The sequence below is a fragment of the Amycolatopsis sp. NPDC004368 genome (assembly GCF_053602515.1).
The window spans coordinates 689,540-704,847 of the sequence record NZ_JBSGDT010000001.1 but is presented as its reverse complement, the minus strand read 5'-3'; the positions used below and the strand labels follow the sequence as shown (position 1 = coordinate 704,847).

12 protein-coding genes are annotated in these 15,308 nt (G+C 70.8%); 3 read left to right on the top strand and 9 right to left on the bottom strand.

Features of this window, described 5'->3' with window-relative positions; genetic code table 11:
* The first annotated feature begins 86 nt into the window (after window positions 1-86).
* Window positions 87-2,099: a DUF6541 family protein gene (locus ACWEOE_RS03235; RefSeq protein WP_452003146.1), complete on the top strand. Its 2,013-nt coding sequence runs from the start codon at window positions 87-89 to the stop codon at window positions 2,097-2,099.
* A 205-nt stretch (window positions 2,100-2,304) separates the two neighbouring features.
* Here ACWEOE_RS03235 and ACWEOE_RS03230 read toward each other — a convergent pair whose 3' ends face one another.
* The gene (locus tag ACWEOE_RS03230; RefSeq protein ID WP_452003144.1) at window positions 2,305-3,192 is read right to left on the bottom strand and encodes an LLM class flavin-dependent oxidoreductase; all 888 of its coding nucleotides are present in this window, start codon (window positions 3,190-3,192) and stop codon (window positions 2,305-2,307) included.
* 70 nt (window positions 3,193-3,262) lie between these two features.
* On the opposite strand from ACWEOE_RS03230, the gene ACWEOE_RS03225 reads away from it, so the two are divergent.
* Entirely contained in the window at window positions 3,263-4,072 is an 810-nt protein-coding gene (locus ACWEOE_RS03225) for an HAD family hydrolase (RefSeq protein WP_452003367.1), read from the top strand.
* A gap of 187 nt (window positions 4,073-4,259) precedes the next feature.
* Here the strand turns inward: ACWEOE_RS03225 and wsfD are convergent, their stop codons facing one another.
* A complete protein-coding gene (wsfD, locus tag ACWEOE_RS03220) occupies window positions 4,260-5,651 on the bottom strand; it encodes a glycan biosynthesis hexose transferase WsfD (protein ID WP_452003142.1) in 1,392 nt (463 codons plus the stop codon).
* Between the two features lie 5 nt (window positions 5,652-5,656).
* Window positions 5,657-7,195: a hypothetical protein gene (locus ACWEOE_RS03215; protein ID WP_452003139.1), complete on the bottom strand. Its 1,539-nt coding sequence runs from the start codon at window positions 7,193-7,195 to the stop codon at window positions 5,657-5,659.
* Window positions 7,196-7,609: 414 nt separating this feature from the next.
* Here ACWEOE_RS03215 and ACWEOE_RS03210 point away from each other — a divergent pair, with 414 nt between their 5' ends.
* Complete coding sequence (locus ACWEOE_RS03210; RefSeq protein WP_452003136.1) at window positions 7,610-9,538, top strand: DUF6541 family protein; 1,929 nt, start codon at window positions 7,610-7,612, stop codon at window positions 9,536-9,538.
* A 69-nt stretch (window positions 9,539-9,607) separates the two neighbouring features.
* Here ACWEOE_RS03210 and ACWEOE_RS03205 read toward each other — a convergent pair whose 3' ends face one another.
* Genes ACWEOE_RS03205 through ACWEOE_RS03180 form a run of 6 tightly spaced genes read right to left on the bottom strand, consistent with a single transcriptional unit; the run spans window position 9,608 to window position 15,301 of the window.
* Window positions 9,608-10,594, bottom strand: a complete 987-nt coding sequence (locus ACWEOE_RS03205) for a lysylphosphatidylglycerol synthase transmembrane domain-containing protein (protein WP_452003133.1) — start codon at window positions 10,592-10,594, stop codon at window positions 9,608-9,610.
* Between the two features lie 44 nt (window positions 10,595-10,638).
* Entirely contained in the window at window positions 10,639-11,883 is a 1,245-nt protein-coding gene (locus tag ACWEOE_RS03200) for an acyl-CoA reductase (RefSeq protein WP_452003131.1), read from the bottom strand.
* On the bottom strand, window positions 11,880-12,932 hold the full coding sequence (locus ACWEOE_RS03195; RefSeq protein WP_452003128.1) for a LuxE/PaaK family acyltransferase: 1,053 nt from the start codon (window positions 12,930-12,932) through the stop codon (window positions 11,880-11,882). Before ACWEOE_RS03195 ends, ACWEOE_RS03200 begins: the two co-directional genes overlap by 4 nt.
* A complete protein-coding gene (locus ACWEOE_RS03190; RefSeq protein WP_452003126.1) occupies window positions 12,929-14,338 on the bottom strand; it encodes an AMP-binding protein in 1,410 nt (469 codons plus the stop codon). The genes ACWEOE_RS03195 and ACWEOE_RS03190 overlap by 4 nt, the downstream gene beginning before the upstream one ends.
* Entirely contained in the window at window positions 14,335-15,066 is a 732-nt protein-coding gene (locus ACWEOE_RS03185; RefSeq protein ID WP_452003124.1) for an SDR family NAD(P)-dependent oxidoreductase, read from the bottom strand. Before ACWEOE_RS03185 ends, ACWEOE_RS03190 begins: the two co-directional genes overlap by 4 nt.
* Window positions 15,059-15,301 (bottom strand): acyl carrier protein, encoded by a 243-nt coding sequence (locus tag ACWEOE_RS03180; protein ID WP_452003121.1) that lies wholly within the window; start codon window positions 15,299-15,301, stop codon window positions 15,059-15,061. Before ACWEOE_RS03180 ends, ACWEOE_RS03185 begins: the two co-directional genes overlap by 8 nt.
* Between the last annotated feature and the right edge of the window lie 7 nt (window positions 15,302-15,308).

Sequence of the window (15,308 nt, the reverse complement as noted above, 5' to 3'; positions counted from 1 at the left end):
GCGCCCAGGGTACGCAGTCCTGACACCGTGGCCCGAACCGACCTCGGCATACCGCCGGCCGTACCGCACCGACACACGTGAGAAGCATGCCTGCACCGGACACCTGGGGAACCTACTTGGTAGCGGTCGTCACCTACCTGGCCGTGCTGGCGATACCCGGCGGCCTGGTGGGCCTGGCCGCCGGCGTTCGCGGCTGGGCGCTGGCCGGCCTGGCGCCCCTGCTCAGCTACGCCGTGCTGGGCCTGGCCGGCCCGTGGCTGGCGACCGCCGGGCTCCCGTACAACGTTTTTTCAGCGATCGTGTGCACGGTGGTGCTCGCGGCGGTTGTCCACGGCATCCGGCGGCTGCTGGTCGCCCGCGGCCGGCTGAAGGCGGGGGTCGAAGAACCACCGATCGAGTGGAGCAAGCGCGCGCAATGGGCCGTGGCCGGGTGCGTGGTGGTGGCCGTGGGCCTGTCGATCGCCGTGGTGCTTTCCGCACGCGGCGGCACGACGGCGGTGTTCCAGCGCTGGGACACGGTGTTCCACGCCAACGGCATCCGCTACATCGCCGACACCGGCGACGGCTCGCTCACCGGCATGTCCACCATCAACTGGTACCCGAACGGCGCGTTCTACCCGAACGCCTACCACCTGGTCGGGGCGCTGGTCTACCAGATCTCGGGCACGAGCGTGCCGGTCACGCTCAACGCCATCACCATGCCCGTCGCGGGCCTGTTCGCGCTGTCGCTGGTCGCGCTGATCCGCCAGCTCGGCGGACGGGCCGTGTACGCCGGCTGCACGGCACTGGTCGCGGCGGCCGCCACCACGGGCGCGTACGAGTCGGTGTCGAGCGGGCTGCTGCCGTACGCGCTGGGCATCGTGCTCACACCGCTGGCCGTGGTCGCGTTGCAGCGGTTCCTGGTGCGGCCGGGCTTCGACACGGGCCTCGTCCTGGCGCTGACCGCCGATGGGCTGCTCGCGGCGCACTCCAGCGCGCTGTTCGGCGCGGTGCTGTTCGCGTTGCCGCTGGCGGTGCAGCGCTGGTACCGCTCGCTGCGGCGCAAACGCGTGGACGGCGTGGCCGGCGGCACGCCCGCGTGGCGCGTGATCCTCGGCGACGTGCTGCGGATGCTGCCGGTGCTGGTGGTCAGCGGGGCGCTCGCGGCGCCGCAGATCCTGGGCGCGATCGGCTTCACGTCGGGCGGCTACCCGTACTACTCGTGGAACTCGAACCTGCCGATCCCGCTGGCGCTGAAGCTGCTCGTCACGTTCCAGCAGGTGCTCAGCCGGCCCCAGATCTGGCTGACGGTGCTGCTCGCGCTGGGCACCCTCATGTTTTTCACCCTGCGGCGGATGCGCTGGGTGCTGCTCTCGGCGATCGGGCTTTCGGGCTTCTTCGTGCTGGTGACCTGCTACGGCTACCAGCCGTGGGTGGTGTCGCTGTCGCGGCCGTGGTGGAACGACCGGTACCGCCTGATGGCGCTGGCCGCGATCCCGCTGTGCCTGCTCGCGGGGCACGGCATGGCCGAGCTGCAACGCTGGATCGCGCGGCTGGCCGGCAACGGCGCGTGGGTGCGGTCCCGGCCGCAGGTGCTGGCCCGGCTCGGCCTGGTGGCGGCGGTGGTCGTGGTGGCCGCCATGGCCGTGCTGACCGGTGGTTTCTACCGCACCGCCAACGCCACGGCCGTGTCGTACCTGTACTACAACGGCCCGGAGGGCGAAGTGACGCCGCCGGTGAGCGCCGACGAGATCGCCGCCATGGAGCACCTCGGCACGATGGGCATCCCGGCGCGGGAGAAGGTGCTCAACGACCGCATGGACGGCACCGCCTGGATGTACGCGATCTCCGGCGTGCACCCGGTGGCCGGCCACTACGACGGGGGCGGCAACGTCGATCCCGACGCCGTGTACCTGGCCCTGCACTTCCGCGACTACGACACGGATCCCCGGGTGCGGGCCGCCGTCGCGCGCCTGGACGTGCACCACGTGCTGGTGGGCAGCGGCACGATCCGCAAGGACACGCCGATCGCTCCCGGGTTGCGAGGGCTCGACGGGCTGGATTTCGTGCGGGTGGACTACCGGAACCCCGGTGCGGTGATCTACACGATCGTGAAGTGATCTTTTCGAAGCCTGGTTTCGGGAGCCCCGTGGCCGCGGATGCCCCAGCCGCGGCCACGAGGACCTCTCCCGTTCCCCAGCACCCCCGGGGTGCTCACCGTTGACAAGAGCGGCCCGGTGAGGGGCCGTCTCCCCCACTTCCCACCTGCTTGACGCCCGGGTCGGGAAATCGGTTTCCCGGCGCGGATGAAGTCACCTGGACGGCCTAGTCGACTTTCAGCGTCGGCAACACGTTCTCCACGACCTGCTCCAGCACGGACTCGTGGCCCTCGTACGGGCCGCTCGAGCGCGGCCAGTGCGCGACGACGTCGGTGAAGCCCAGCTCCCGCGCGCGTTCGACGGCTTCGCTGAACGCGTTCACGCTGCTCAGCGAGAAGACCGGCGCCGAGTCGAGGCTCAGGTAGCGCTGCACGCTGCCGCGTTCGCGGCCGGCGGCGTCGAGGCGTTCGTCGAACACGCGGGTGAGCTCGGCGACGCCATCCCACCACTCGTCGAGCGTCGCGCCGCCGCGGCCGGTGGTGACCCAGCCGGCGCCGAAGCGCGCGGCGAGCGTCATGGTGCGCGGGCCGTTGGCCGCGACGACGAACGGCAGGCGGGGGCGCTGCACGGTTCCGGGCAGGTTGCGGGCGCCGTGGGCCTGGTAGTGCTCGCCGGCGAAGTCGAAGCGGTCGGTCATCAGCAGGCCGTCGAGGGCCTCGACGAACTCTTCGAACCGATCGGCGCGCTGCTTCGGCGTGAGGTCGGGCCCGCCGAGCACCTGCACGTCGTAGCGCTGGGCGTCGACCCCCGCGCCGACGCCGAGGACGAACCGGCCGTCGGACACGTCGTCGAGCGTGATCAGCTCGCGCGCGAACGGCACCGGGTGCCGCGCCACCGGCGACGCGACGAACGTGCCCAGCCGGATCGTGGACGTGACCATGGCGGCGGCCGTGAGCGTCGGCACCGCGGAGAACCACGGGCCGTCGACCAGGGATCTCCAGCCCAGGTGGTCGTAGGTCCACGCGTGGTCGAACCCGTACTCCTCGGCGGCCCGCCACTTGGGCTCGGCCGCCCACCAACGATCTTCCGGAAGGATCACGATGCCTGCTCGCACGAGGGTGGACGGTATCGGCAACCACCGACATTCGCTCGAACGGGCGGTGACCGTGCCCGGTTCGGGGACAATGGGCGGCGTGGAGAAACCCCGCTTGATCGCGTCCGACGTCGACGGCACCCTGCTCGGCCCCACCGAAACCCTTTCCGACCGCACGATCGAGGTCGTGCGCCGGGTGAAGGCCGACGACGTGCCGTTCGTGCTGTGCACCGGCCGGCCGCCGCGCTGGATCCCGCCGATCGCCGGGCCGCTGGGGCTGACGGGTTTCGCGGTGTGCGCGAACGGCGCCGTGCTGCTGGACGTGGCCTCGTCGGAGGTGGTCGCCGTGCACGGGTTGCTTTCGCCGCCTCTGCTCTCGGACCTGGCCGGCGCGATGGACAAGGCCCTGCCGGGCTGCCGGCTGGCGACCGAACGCATCGGCACGGACGTGCGGAGCTTCGTGATCGAACCGGAGTACCGCAACCCGTGGGGCGACGGCGAGGGGCGGACCGCGCCGCGCGCGGAGGTGCTGGGGCATCCGGCCATCAAATTGCTGATCAGCCACCGGGGCTTGGGTTCGGAGGAGATGGCCGCGGCGGCGCGGGAGGTGCTGGATGGGGCTGTGGACATCACGTATTCGTCGTCGGGTGGGTTGATCGAGCTGTCGGCCCACGGGGTGACGAAGGCGACCGGGCTGGCGGATGTGGCCGAGCGGTTGTCGGTGCCGGCGGAGCGGGTGATTGCGTTCGGTGACATGCCGAATGACTTGGAGATGCTTCGGTGGGCCGGGCACGGGGTGGCGATGGCGAACGGGCACCGGGCGGTGCTGGACGTCGCGGATGAGGTGACGGGGCCTGCTGCCGAGGATGGGGTTGCGCAGGTTTTGGAGAGGTGGTTTTAGGTTTCTGGTGTTGCGGGCGGGGGGCGCCGGGTTTGGGCAGCTTGGCACGGCCAGTGGCAAGTCAGGCCCGCGTGGAAGGGCGGGCGTCCAGGGCAGCGGCGGCCTGCGGCGTCGGAGCCGTGCCGCCGAGGCTACGGGACCGTAGGTTTCTCGCGACTGCGCAAAGTGATCGTCCGCACGAAACCCGTCATTCGGGAACTTTCGCCGCAGCCGGAGCCACCACCGGAGCCACAACCCGAGCCGGACAGCAGCCGAGCACCACCGCCACCAACGTGCAGAACAACGCGATCACCTGGTGCTTCACGTTCTCGATCCCATCCCCCAGCGCAGCCAGCAGAAACTGCCCGACCGCCGTCGTCAGCAGCAGCGCCAGCACGACTCCCAGCGCGACCCGCCGATGCCGCCAAGCGCGCCACGCCACGAAAAGCCACACGGGCACCAACGCGAACAACCCCAGCGGCGCCAGCAGCCCCGCCAGCCCCGACCACACGGGCACCCGGTACTCCTGCGCGCCCGGCGGCAAACCGGCCGAGGCGTCGAACGAAGCCAGGTAGTCGGGACGCGCCTCGAGCAGGTTCCCGGCGGCGCGGTTCAACACGCCCAAGGTCCGGGCGGGATGCGAAACGAACCACTCGACGACATTGCGCCGGCTCAGCTGGGCGCGGTACTTCGGGTACTGCGGATCGAGCGTGACCGGATGCGGGTGCCACCAGCCGTTGCCCGCGTACTGGGCGAAGGAAGCCGGCAGGCCCAGCGAGGCGAGATCGGCGGCGGAGTCGTGGTGGCCGTCGACGATGTTGAGGAACACGGTGTTCACCACGTTGATCTCGCGGGAGTCGTCGCCGGGGCGGGCGGAGACGGTGCCGTCCGGGGCGGCGGCCGGGGTCACGGCCGTCTGGGCCCACCAGGTGCCCCCGACCAGGGCGACCACGACCAGGACGCCCGGCAGCCAGCGCGGGCGCGTGACGATCAGCACGGCGATGATCAGCAGCGGCAGCACCATCAACGTCTGCACCTTGGCGTTCACCGCCAGCAACCCGCCGAGCACGGTCACCGCCGCACCGGACCACAGCCAGCGGCGGCCCATGAGCAGCAGGCCACCGGTGGCGAGCAGGAGGCCGAGGAACGCGGTGCCCTCGCCGAGGGTCCCGGAGAAGTAGCCGAAGAACGCCGAGTCCGCCACCACCAGCAGCAGGCCCACGGCCACGAGCAGCCGCACCCGCAACCGGTACGGCAGGCCGACCACCACGAGGGCGATCGCCGAGGCGGCCAGCACGCTCGAGATCACGCCGAGTACCACCAGGCTCAGCTCCGAGCGCGCCCCGAACGCCACCGCGAGCCGGGCGAGCCAGCTCTGGCTCAGCTGGTACGTCGGGTCGCAGCCGCCGGGGGTGGCCTCGTACACGAGGTGGACGTACTTCTCGGGCTTGCTGATCCACTTGATCCCCGCGCCGCACAGCGCGCGGAAGCCGTCGCCGTTGTCGGACATCGACACGGGGCGCGGCACGAGGAAGCGCACGAGCAGCACGGCCAGCGAGGCGGCGAAAACCCCGCCACCGAGAAGCGCGGACCTGCGCACCGGCGTCACCCCGGGCACGATACGTACTGGAAATCCGGTGCCCGATCGAGGTAACCGATGAGCCGGGTCGCCTCGTCGGCGCGCGGGTACACGGAGATCCAGAAGGGCGTGCCGGTGCGGCGGAACGTCGCGACGCGGTACCAGGCACGGCTGTCGTCGGCGCAGAGCTGGGTCTTGGCGTAGCCGGATTCCTCGGGCACGTCGACGGTCGCACGCGCCAACCCCCGGCCCACCAGCAGGCGCGAGCCCGTGCGGCTGGCGATCGCGCCCGGTGCTGCGGCGCTCACCACGGAACCCGGCGGCAGGTACGATGCCAGCCACTCGCCGACCTCGGCGAGCTGCGCGCTGTCGGTGTGCCACGCCCGCACGGCCTTGAGCACCTGCGGGCTGACCACCGAAACGAGCACCGCGCACCCGGCGAGCACGGCCGCCACCACCGGCACCAGCCGCGGCACCGTGCGGGGTTTCGGCGACGGGTTGGCCGCGGTCAGCACGCCGTACGTGCCGACCGCGGCCACCGCCAGCAGCGGTGGGACGGGCACGAGCAGGCGCCACGACGGGCCGGTGTCGCCGTCGAGCACCACGACGAAAACGGTGAAACACAACGCCAGCGTGCACAGCAGCCACAACACCGAACGTGGTTCGGCCGCGCGCTCGGGTGTGCGGACCACGAGCAGCGCCGCCGCCGCGACCGCCGCCGGCAAGAGGAAACCCAGGTGCGCCAAGGAAAACCCGGCCAGGTACGACCAATCGGGGCCGAGCAGGTGCACGGCGGAATCGGGCAGGAAGTGCTGGTAGTACGTGGCCCGCCAGGCCGTCCAGGGCACCAGGAAAACCAGCGCCCCCAGCACGTATCCCCCGGGCGCCCACCAGTCGCGCCGGCCGCGCGCGGCGGCCAGCACGAGCCACAGCCCCGCGACCACGGCGAGCACGAGACCTTCGGGCCGCGTCATCACCGCCCCGGCCACGAGCACCCCCGCGACCACGGCGCGACGGGCGACGAGCGCGTTGACCACACCCAGCACCAGCACCACGAACATCGGCAGCTCGGTACCCGACGGCCCGTACACGGCGAGGCCGCTGGCGCCCGCCGTGAGCACCGCCGCGGCGACCCCGATGGCGGGCTGCGGCACGGCGCCTTCCGGCAACGCGAGACGCGTGACGCGATTGGCGAGGAAGTACGAGAGAAGAACACACCCCAACGTCGCGACAACACCCAGCACAACGGCCGAAGTCGGGATATCCGCGCCGAACGCAGCACCCGGCAACGCGATCACCACGAGCCACAGGAAATTCGCGTAACCCTCGTTCCGGTCACCGGGATTGAACACCGGCCCGTTGCCGTCGGCGATGTTCTGCGCGTAGCGGAAGGTGACGAGCGCGTCTTCGGTCGCGGTGGCGAACAACAGCTGGTGAACCAGCGAAAATGCCAGCGTGAGCACCACCACGAACGCCCGCCACCCAGGGTCGGTCGCGATGCGGCGCCAGGTCGCGACGACGAGCGCGCCCAGCACCAGCCAGCCCCCCACGACCGCGTAGACCACGCGACCCCCTGCCTCCAGCCCCCTGACCGGTCCCCACCGGTCGCCACGGTGAAAAACCGCGACGAAACCTCGCTTTCGAGTGAGCGATTCGCCGGAAAACGCGGAGATGCGGCAGTGATCTCGACAGTGATCTCGGTAGTGATCTCGGTAGTGATCTCGGTAGTGATCTCGGTAGTGATCTCGGTAGTGATCTCGGCAGTGATCTCGGCAGTGATCTCGGCAGTGATCTCGGCAGTGATCTCGGCAGTGATCTCGGCAGTCCCAGCGCTCACTTCACAGACTCCAGTCAATCGCTTCACTACGCTTCCCGGACATAAGCCGTTCGGGTGTATATCGGGCCCGCTAATCTGTGGCTCCGATTCCGATCCGCCACCCGGGGGCACCGAGCGGATCCGTCACAGCCGAGGAAGTCTGTTGCCGAGCGAACCCACACTGTTGTCCGATGTGGCGAGTCTCGCCGTCCTGCTGCTCGTGCTGGGCCTGCCGGGGCTGCTCACCGGTCTGGCCGCGGGCCTGCGCGGCTGGGTACTGGCCGGGCTCACCCCGCTGCTGAGCTACGCGATCGGCGGCCTCGCCGGGCCGTGGACCGCCGCGGTGGGCCTGCCGTTCAACACCTGGACCTACCTGGTGACCACTGTGGTCTTCGCGGCTGTCGCGTTCGGACTGCGGCGGCTCACGACCCGCCGGTGGTCGCCGGAGCCGGAGCCGAAGGTCTGGACGGCACGGGCGCACTGGGCCGTGGGCGCGTGCCTGCTGCTGGCCACGGCGCTCGGCTTCTTCGCCGCCGTGCACGGCATGGGCCACCTCGGCGCCATCGCACAGGGCGGCGACGCGCCGTACGCGGCCAACGGCGTGCGCTACATCGCCACCACCGGCGACGGCGGGCTGTTCGGCATGGGCTCGCTCAACTGGTACGAGGACGGGAAACCGCCGTTCTACCCCAACGCCTACCACCTGCTCGCGGCCGTGCAGTACACGCTGAGCGGCGGGTCGATCCCGCAGGTCCTCGACGTGAACACCGTGCTGCTGCCGGGGCTGCTGGCGTTGTCGATGGTCGTGCTGGTGCGCGAGTTCCGCGGCCGCGCGGTGCTGGCCGGCGCCGTGGCGCTGGTGTCGGTGGCGCCGGTGATGGGCCTCTACGAGTCGATGAGCCGCGGGCCGCTGTACCCGTTCCTGCTGGGGCTGGCGCTCACGCCGCTCGCGGCCGTCGTGCTGAAGCGCTACCTCGACCGTGTCGCGCCGGACACCGGGTTCCTCCTGGTCGTGTGCGCCGTCGGCCTGCTGTGCATCCACTCGTCGACGCTGTTCGGCGCGGTCCTGTTCGCCGGGCCGCTGCTGCTGCAGCGCTGGGTGGCGCCGGGCGCGCGCTGGCGCCGCTTCGGCCGTGACCTGCTCGCGCTGCTGCCGATCGCGGTGGTGTCCGTGCTGGTCGCGTGGCTGCAGTTGTTCGGCGCTCTCGGCCTGGCCGCGGGCGACCTGCCCTACCTCGGCTGGCCGAGCGAATGGCGGGCGAGCACCGCGATCGGCGCGCTGCTCGGGTTCCAGCACTGGGAGCCGCACCCGCAGATCTGGCTTTCGGCCGCGCTCCTGCTGGGGTTCATCTTCTTCCGCCGCCTCGGCGACCTGCGCTGGATCGGCGTGACCGCACTGATCTGCGGCCTCGCGTACGCCGCGGTGTCGTCGTCGAACTCGCCGCTGGTGATGGCGTTCGCACGGCCGTGGTGGGACGACCCGTACCGCTTCATCTCGATGGCGATCGTGCCGCTGGCCTTCATCGGCGGCCACGGGATCGCGTCGCTGCAGGCGTGGATCAGCGAGCACCTGCCACCGCGCGTGCCGGCCGTGATCCTGGCGGTGCTGGTGCTCTTGGGTTTCACGGGCCTCACGAAGGGCCTGTACGCGGAGTCCAACGGCGATCGGCTTGCTCCCGGCTACCGCTCGGCCAACCCGCGCGACCAGAACATCACGCCGGGCGAGGAAGCGGCGATGGTCGAACTCGGCCGCCTCGTGCCGCACGGCGAGTGGGTCATGAACGACCGCCTCGACGGCTCGGTCTGGACCTACGCGCTGTCCGGCGTCCGCACGGTCGCCGCCCACGACGACGGCACGGCGCCGCCGTCCGACGCGCTGCTGCTGGCCCGCCGCTTCAAGGAGTACGAGACCGACCCGCAGGTCCGCGCCGCCGTGCAGCGGCTGAACATCCACTGGTTGATCCTGGGCAAGCCGGCCGCTCCGCCGGACCCGCCGTACAACTCGCCCGGGCTCGTCGGGCTCGACACGGCGCCGTTCCTGCAGCAGGTGTACCGCAACTCCGACGCCGTGATCTACCGGCTGAAGAGCTGACTGAGGCCGCCGGCCCGCCGCCGTGGCTCGCGGTGCTGGACGGCTTCGCCGGGCGGCGGGCGAGCCGCCTCAGCCCGCCGTGACGGCCTGGCGGCGCGTGGTCAGCCAGGCCGCACCGGCGGTGCCGCCGGCGGTGAAGAGGTCCGCGACGGTGAACATGACCCGCGAGGCGACCGCGAAGGCCGTGGCCTGGCCGACCGTGAGACCGCTGGCCGTGAGCACCGCGACCTGCGCGACCTCACGCACGCCCAGACCGCTCGGCAGGATGAACGCGAACGTGCCGACGGTCATGGCGACCGCCATCGCGCCGACGCACAGGATGAACCCGCTGAACCCCGGCGCGCCGACCGAGTTGGCCAGCAGCCACAGGTGCACGCCCTGCAGCACCCACGCGCCCACCGAGGCGCCGAAGGCCTTCAGGACCACAGCCCAGCTCAACGGCTGGGCCAGCGGCGGACGGCGCAGCAGCTTCAGGACCAGCGACGTGCCCCACGTCAGCACCCGCGGGTGCAGCAGCGCGAGCCCGACCGGGATCAGCACGAACAGCCACATCGCGCGCGGGCTGTTGCTGAACACGGCCGGCGCGGCCAGCAGCGACACGACCAGCGCCGACACCACACCGACCCCGAGCTGGATCAGCGAGCCGGTGAAAATCCGGGCGCGGGCGACGCCCGCCTTGCGGCCCAGCTCCATCTGCAGCAGGTACGCCCACACCGAACCGGGCACGTACTTGCCGAGCGAGCCGACGAGACAGATCTGCGCGCCGCGCACGTAACCGATCGGCGTGCCGAGGTCATCGACGAGCACCTGCCAGCCCCAGGTCGACACCATGATCGCCAACACCAGCGCGACCAGGCTGAGCACCGACGACTGCCAGGCCACACCGGACAGCGTGTGCCAGAACTCGGTCCAGTTGTCGGTGAGCGCCTTGGCCGCGAAGGCCACCACGAGCACGATGGCGATCCACCGCACCGCGTCGAGGATCCTCGCCTTGGTCGACTTCTTCGGCTTCGCAGGAGCCGCGGAGCCTTCCTCCGGCGTTCGAACGGTCGTCACTGACCAGTCTCCTCACAGCACACACCCGTACCTGTCACCACTGGTCAGACCTGCACCGTGACCAGACGGCTGAACTCGGCAAGCAGATCGTAACCGTCCCAGACGCCCGCGAACGTCAGCGCGGACCCGAACGGAACCACCCGATCGACACCGCGCCCGGCCAGCTCGGTCACGAACTCCACCAGCTCTTCGCGCGTGAAACCGAACTGCGCCACCGTCTGGTCCTTGCGCAGGACCAGCGGCACGAGCTCCTTCAGCGAGGTGAGGTGCGCGTTGGCGAAGGTGCCCGCGCCGAGCCATTCCCGCGGCATCACGGTGGCGTCGGTGAGCTCCAAAGTGGCCAGGGAATTTCCGTCGAAAGAGATCGCCGACACGAGCCCGTCGACGGCCGCGCCGTAGGCCGACACGCGCTTCTGCACGGCCATGGCCGGCTCGGTCACGTGCTGCTTGGCCTCGAGCACCGACGCCAGCAGCGCGCGGAACTCCTCACCCGCGGCGCGGGCGCCCTCGGCGTCGCCGACCCAGAACACCGCACGCGGCGACGAGCAGGCGGCCTGGTCGAACCAGTACGAGTCGTTGTAGAAGCCTTCGGCCGCGCCCCGGCGCTGCTCCGGCGTGGCTTCCTGCCAGCCGCGCACCGACGCGACGGCGAACGACGAGCGGTCCGGGAACGTGAGGTCACGCGCGTGCGGCGCCAGCCGGTACTTGCGCAGCGCCGCGACGGAAGCGTCACCACCCCAGATCACGCGCAGGTCGGCGGCCAGCGACAGGGCACCGCTGATCTCGTCGCTGCGGTCGTAGGTCACCATGCGCTGGGTCGCGCGGATCGTCGCCGCGGTTTTCGGCGACACGTCGTCCAGCGCCGCGTTCAGCGCCTCCAGCACGGCCTCGGCCGCCCCGGCCGAGCGCGACGACACGCGCACGACGTTCGGGTTGCCCGCCAGCGCCGAAAGCGCCCAGGAGTACACGAAGATCGTGTCGACGTTGGCCGGCGGCACGTGGAACACGAGCCCGCGCGGGAACCGCAGCGAGTCGCCCGCTGTGTCCAGAGTGGACAGTGCTTTGGCGAGCTCTCCCTTGCGCAGGAAGAAACCCAGCGAGGCCAGCTCCGGGAACCGCCGGGCCAGCGCGGGTGCCAGCAGCTTGCGCGCGAACTTCGTGACGAACTCGACCACGCGCGGGTCGCCGACGGTCAGGCGGCCGCCCGGCGGCTCGGCGCGGACCTGGTCGAGTAGGGCGTCGACGGAAACCGAAGCACCCAGCGGAAACCGCTGCTCCAACGCGCTCATGCGGCAGCCCCCGAGAACGTGTCCGAACAACCCCGCGCCTCGGCCTTCGGCAGCCGGCCCAGCACGGAGAAGTGCTTGCCGGGCCAGTCACCGTCGTCGATGCCGTTGTACACGCCGAGGTCCTCGGTCAGCAGCACGTGGCCCGGGTACGAGCGCGGCAGCGTCGAGACGACCTCGATCACCCCGGGCTTGCCCACCGGCTGCTCGCGCCACGTCTCCGGGTCGCGGATCACCACGTCGGCGAAATCGGGGCAGTACAACGAGTTCCCCGACGGTCCCTCGAGGAACACGGTGCCGATCTGCTCGATCATCCCGTAGTAGTTGTGGATCCGCGTCAGGCCGGTGTCCTCTTTGAACCGACGGCGGAACTCGGTGTTGTCCACGGCCCGGTCGATCAGCTTCTTCCAGCCACCGGAGTGGATGAGGATGCCGTTGGACAGGTCGAGGCCGTGGTCGCGCGCCACCTCGTACAGGTAGAGCCACACCATGAACGTGAAGCCGAAGATGAGGAACGGCTTGTCCCCGTACTCGGCGAGGAACTTCTTCACGGCCTCGACGTCGGGCTGGTCGTTTTCGTCGAGCACGTACGTGTGCTTGCGCCCGAAGTTCGCCATACCCAGCACGCCGGCGCCGCGCGCGGAGAACGAGCGGCGGTTCTTGATGATGCCGATGGTGTCGACCATCAGCATCGGCAACCGCTCGCCGCCGAGCACCTCCTGCAGCGTGGCGCCGAGCTGGCGGGTCTGCGCCGCCGCCGCGTCCTTGTCCAGGTAGATGCGCGACGCGCCGGCGCCGGTGGTGCCCGACGACGTGAGCGTCTTGAACACCTCGGCATCGGGGATCGACTTGAGATCGTGGTTCTTGAACATGCGCACCGGCAGCCACGGCAGGTCCGCGATCGACGCGAACGACGCGTCCGGCGCGATACCGAGCGAGGACAACACGCGGTCGTAACCCTCGGAACGGGCGCGGTGGTGCGCGGTCAGCTCCGCGAGCTCGGGCAGCAGCGTCGCTTCCCGCTCGGCCTGCGAGCGCGTGAACACACTCATACCCGTCCTTCCAACGACCGGTAGTCGATCTTGCCGCTGGCCAGCAGCGGCACCGTGTCGATCGGCCGCACGTCGAACCCGCTGGTGTGCAGGTGCAGCCGCTCGGCCAGCGCCCGCGACGCGTCCTTGCAGATCGCCTTGGCGCCATCGCCCTCGGGCAGCTCGGCGAACAGCACGACCTTGTCGCCCGCCGCCACCGCCGCCACAACCTCGATGCCGACCGCGGCCTGGCGCACGGCCTGCTCCAGGTCGTCGAGGCTCACGCGGTTGCCGAACACCTTGCCGATGCGCTTGAGCCGCCCGGTGATGAACAGGTAACCCTCTTCGTCGAGGTACCCGAGGTCGCCGGTGGCGAGTTGCCCACCGCACTCGTCGCCCGCGGCCAGGCCGGCCTCGTCGTCGGCGTAGCCCATCATCACGTTGGGTCCACGGTAGACGACCTCACCGACGATCTTGGGGTGCGTGGTCTCGACCCCGTCGTCGCGGCGGACGGCGAACGCGCCGCCGGGCAGCGCCGGCCCGGCCGAGCCGATCTTGTCGGCCAGCCGCTCGGCGGGCACGGTGGTCATGCGCGGCGACGCCTCGGTCTGGCCGTACATCACGTACATCCGGCCGCCGACCGCGCGCATCTTGTCGTTGAACTCGACCACGAGCTCGTCGCGCAGCTTGCCGCCGGCCTGCGTGAGCGTGCGCAGCGTCGGGTACTTCGCGGGGTCGAACTTGAGGCGCCGCAACATCTCGTAGTGGTACGGCACGCCGGACAGCGACGTGATGCCGTACTCGTTCACCGCGTTCCAGAATCCGCGGCCGAGCACGCCGGACGCTTCGATCACCACCGTCGCGCCGCGCACGAGGTGCGAATTCAGCACGGAAAGGCCGTAGCTGTAGTGCAGCGGCAGGCACGTGGGCGCGATCTCGTCGGCGTCGACGTGCAGCACCTCGGCGATGGCTTCGGCGTTGGCGAGCAGGCCGGTGCGCGACAGGCGCACGAGCTTGGGGTTGCCGGTCGAACCACTGGTCGGCAGCAGCACGGCGAGGTCGGGGTGCGGTTTCACGCCGTCGGCCGACTCGCGCACCCAGTTCTCACCGGCCACCGTGTAGCCCTCGGGCGCCGGGGCGTCCGGTGCGGCCAGCACGGCGGCGGGGCGGAAGCGCGTGATCAGGCCCGCGAGCACGTCGGCGTCGAGCGCCGGGTCGATCAGCGCCACCGCGCGGTGGGCCTCGACCGCGCCGAGGTAACGCAGCACGCTCGCCAGGTCCACGGACATGCGCGCGAACAGCACCCCGACCGGCAGTTCGTCCAGCCCGGTCGCGACGCGCGCGACCTCGGCGTCCAGCTCGTCGCCCGCCAGCGTGCGGCCCCCGGCCGCGTCGACCAGCCGGGCTCCCGCACCCCACAGCGTCACAGCACCAAGCCTCCGTCGATCCCCAGCACCTGTCCGGTGACGAAGGACGCCTCGTCGCTCACCAGGAAGCGGATCGCCTTCGCGACCTCCTCCGGCTTGCCGAGCCGGCCCAGCGCCGTGTCCTCGATGCGCTCGGCGATGACCTTCTCGCCGAGGTGGGACGTCATGTCGGTTTCGATCACCCCGGGCGCGACCGCGTTGACCCGGATGTTGTGCCGGCCGAGCTCCTTCGCCGCGGACCGCGCGATGTTGCCGACCGCCGCCTTCGACGCGGCGTACGCCGTCTGGCCCGCGCTGCCGTTCTCGCCGACGATCGAGGCCAGCACCACGATCGCGCCGGACTTGCGCCGGCTCATCACGCGCGACGCGGCCTGCACGGTGTTGATCGTGCCGCCGACGTTCGTGCGGAGCAGGCGGTCGACCAGGTCCTCGCTGATCATGCCGAGCAGCGCGTCTTCGAGGATCCCGGCGTTGGCGACCACGGCGTCGAGCGCGCCGTGCTCCTTCGCCACGCCCCGCACCAGCGAGGTGACCGCCTTGGCGTCGGTGACGTCGAGCGCGAGGCCGGCCGCGGCCCCCGCGTCGGCGGCGACCTCCTTGGCCCGAGCCTCGTCGCGGCCGGTCAGGACCACGGTCGCGCCCGCTTCGACGAGCGCGCGAACCGTGGCCAGCCCGATCCCCCGCGTGCCACCGGTGACGAGCGCGACGCGACCGGTGAGGTCAGTCATTCTTCGACCGCAGGTCGGTGACCATGTCCACGGCCACCTTGAAGCTGGACATGTCGATGACCTGGTCGGTGTCGAACTCGACGTCGAACTCGTCCTCGATGGCCGCGACGAGCGCCATGTGGCCGACGGAGTCCCACGCCTCGATGTCGCGGTACTTCAGGTTCTCGACGTCGACATCGCCATCGAGGTCCAGCGCCTCGACGAAGACCTCACGCAGCTTGGAGGCGATCTCCATTTCACAG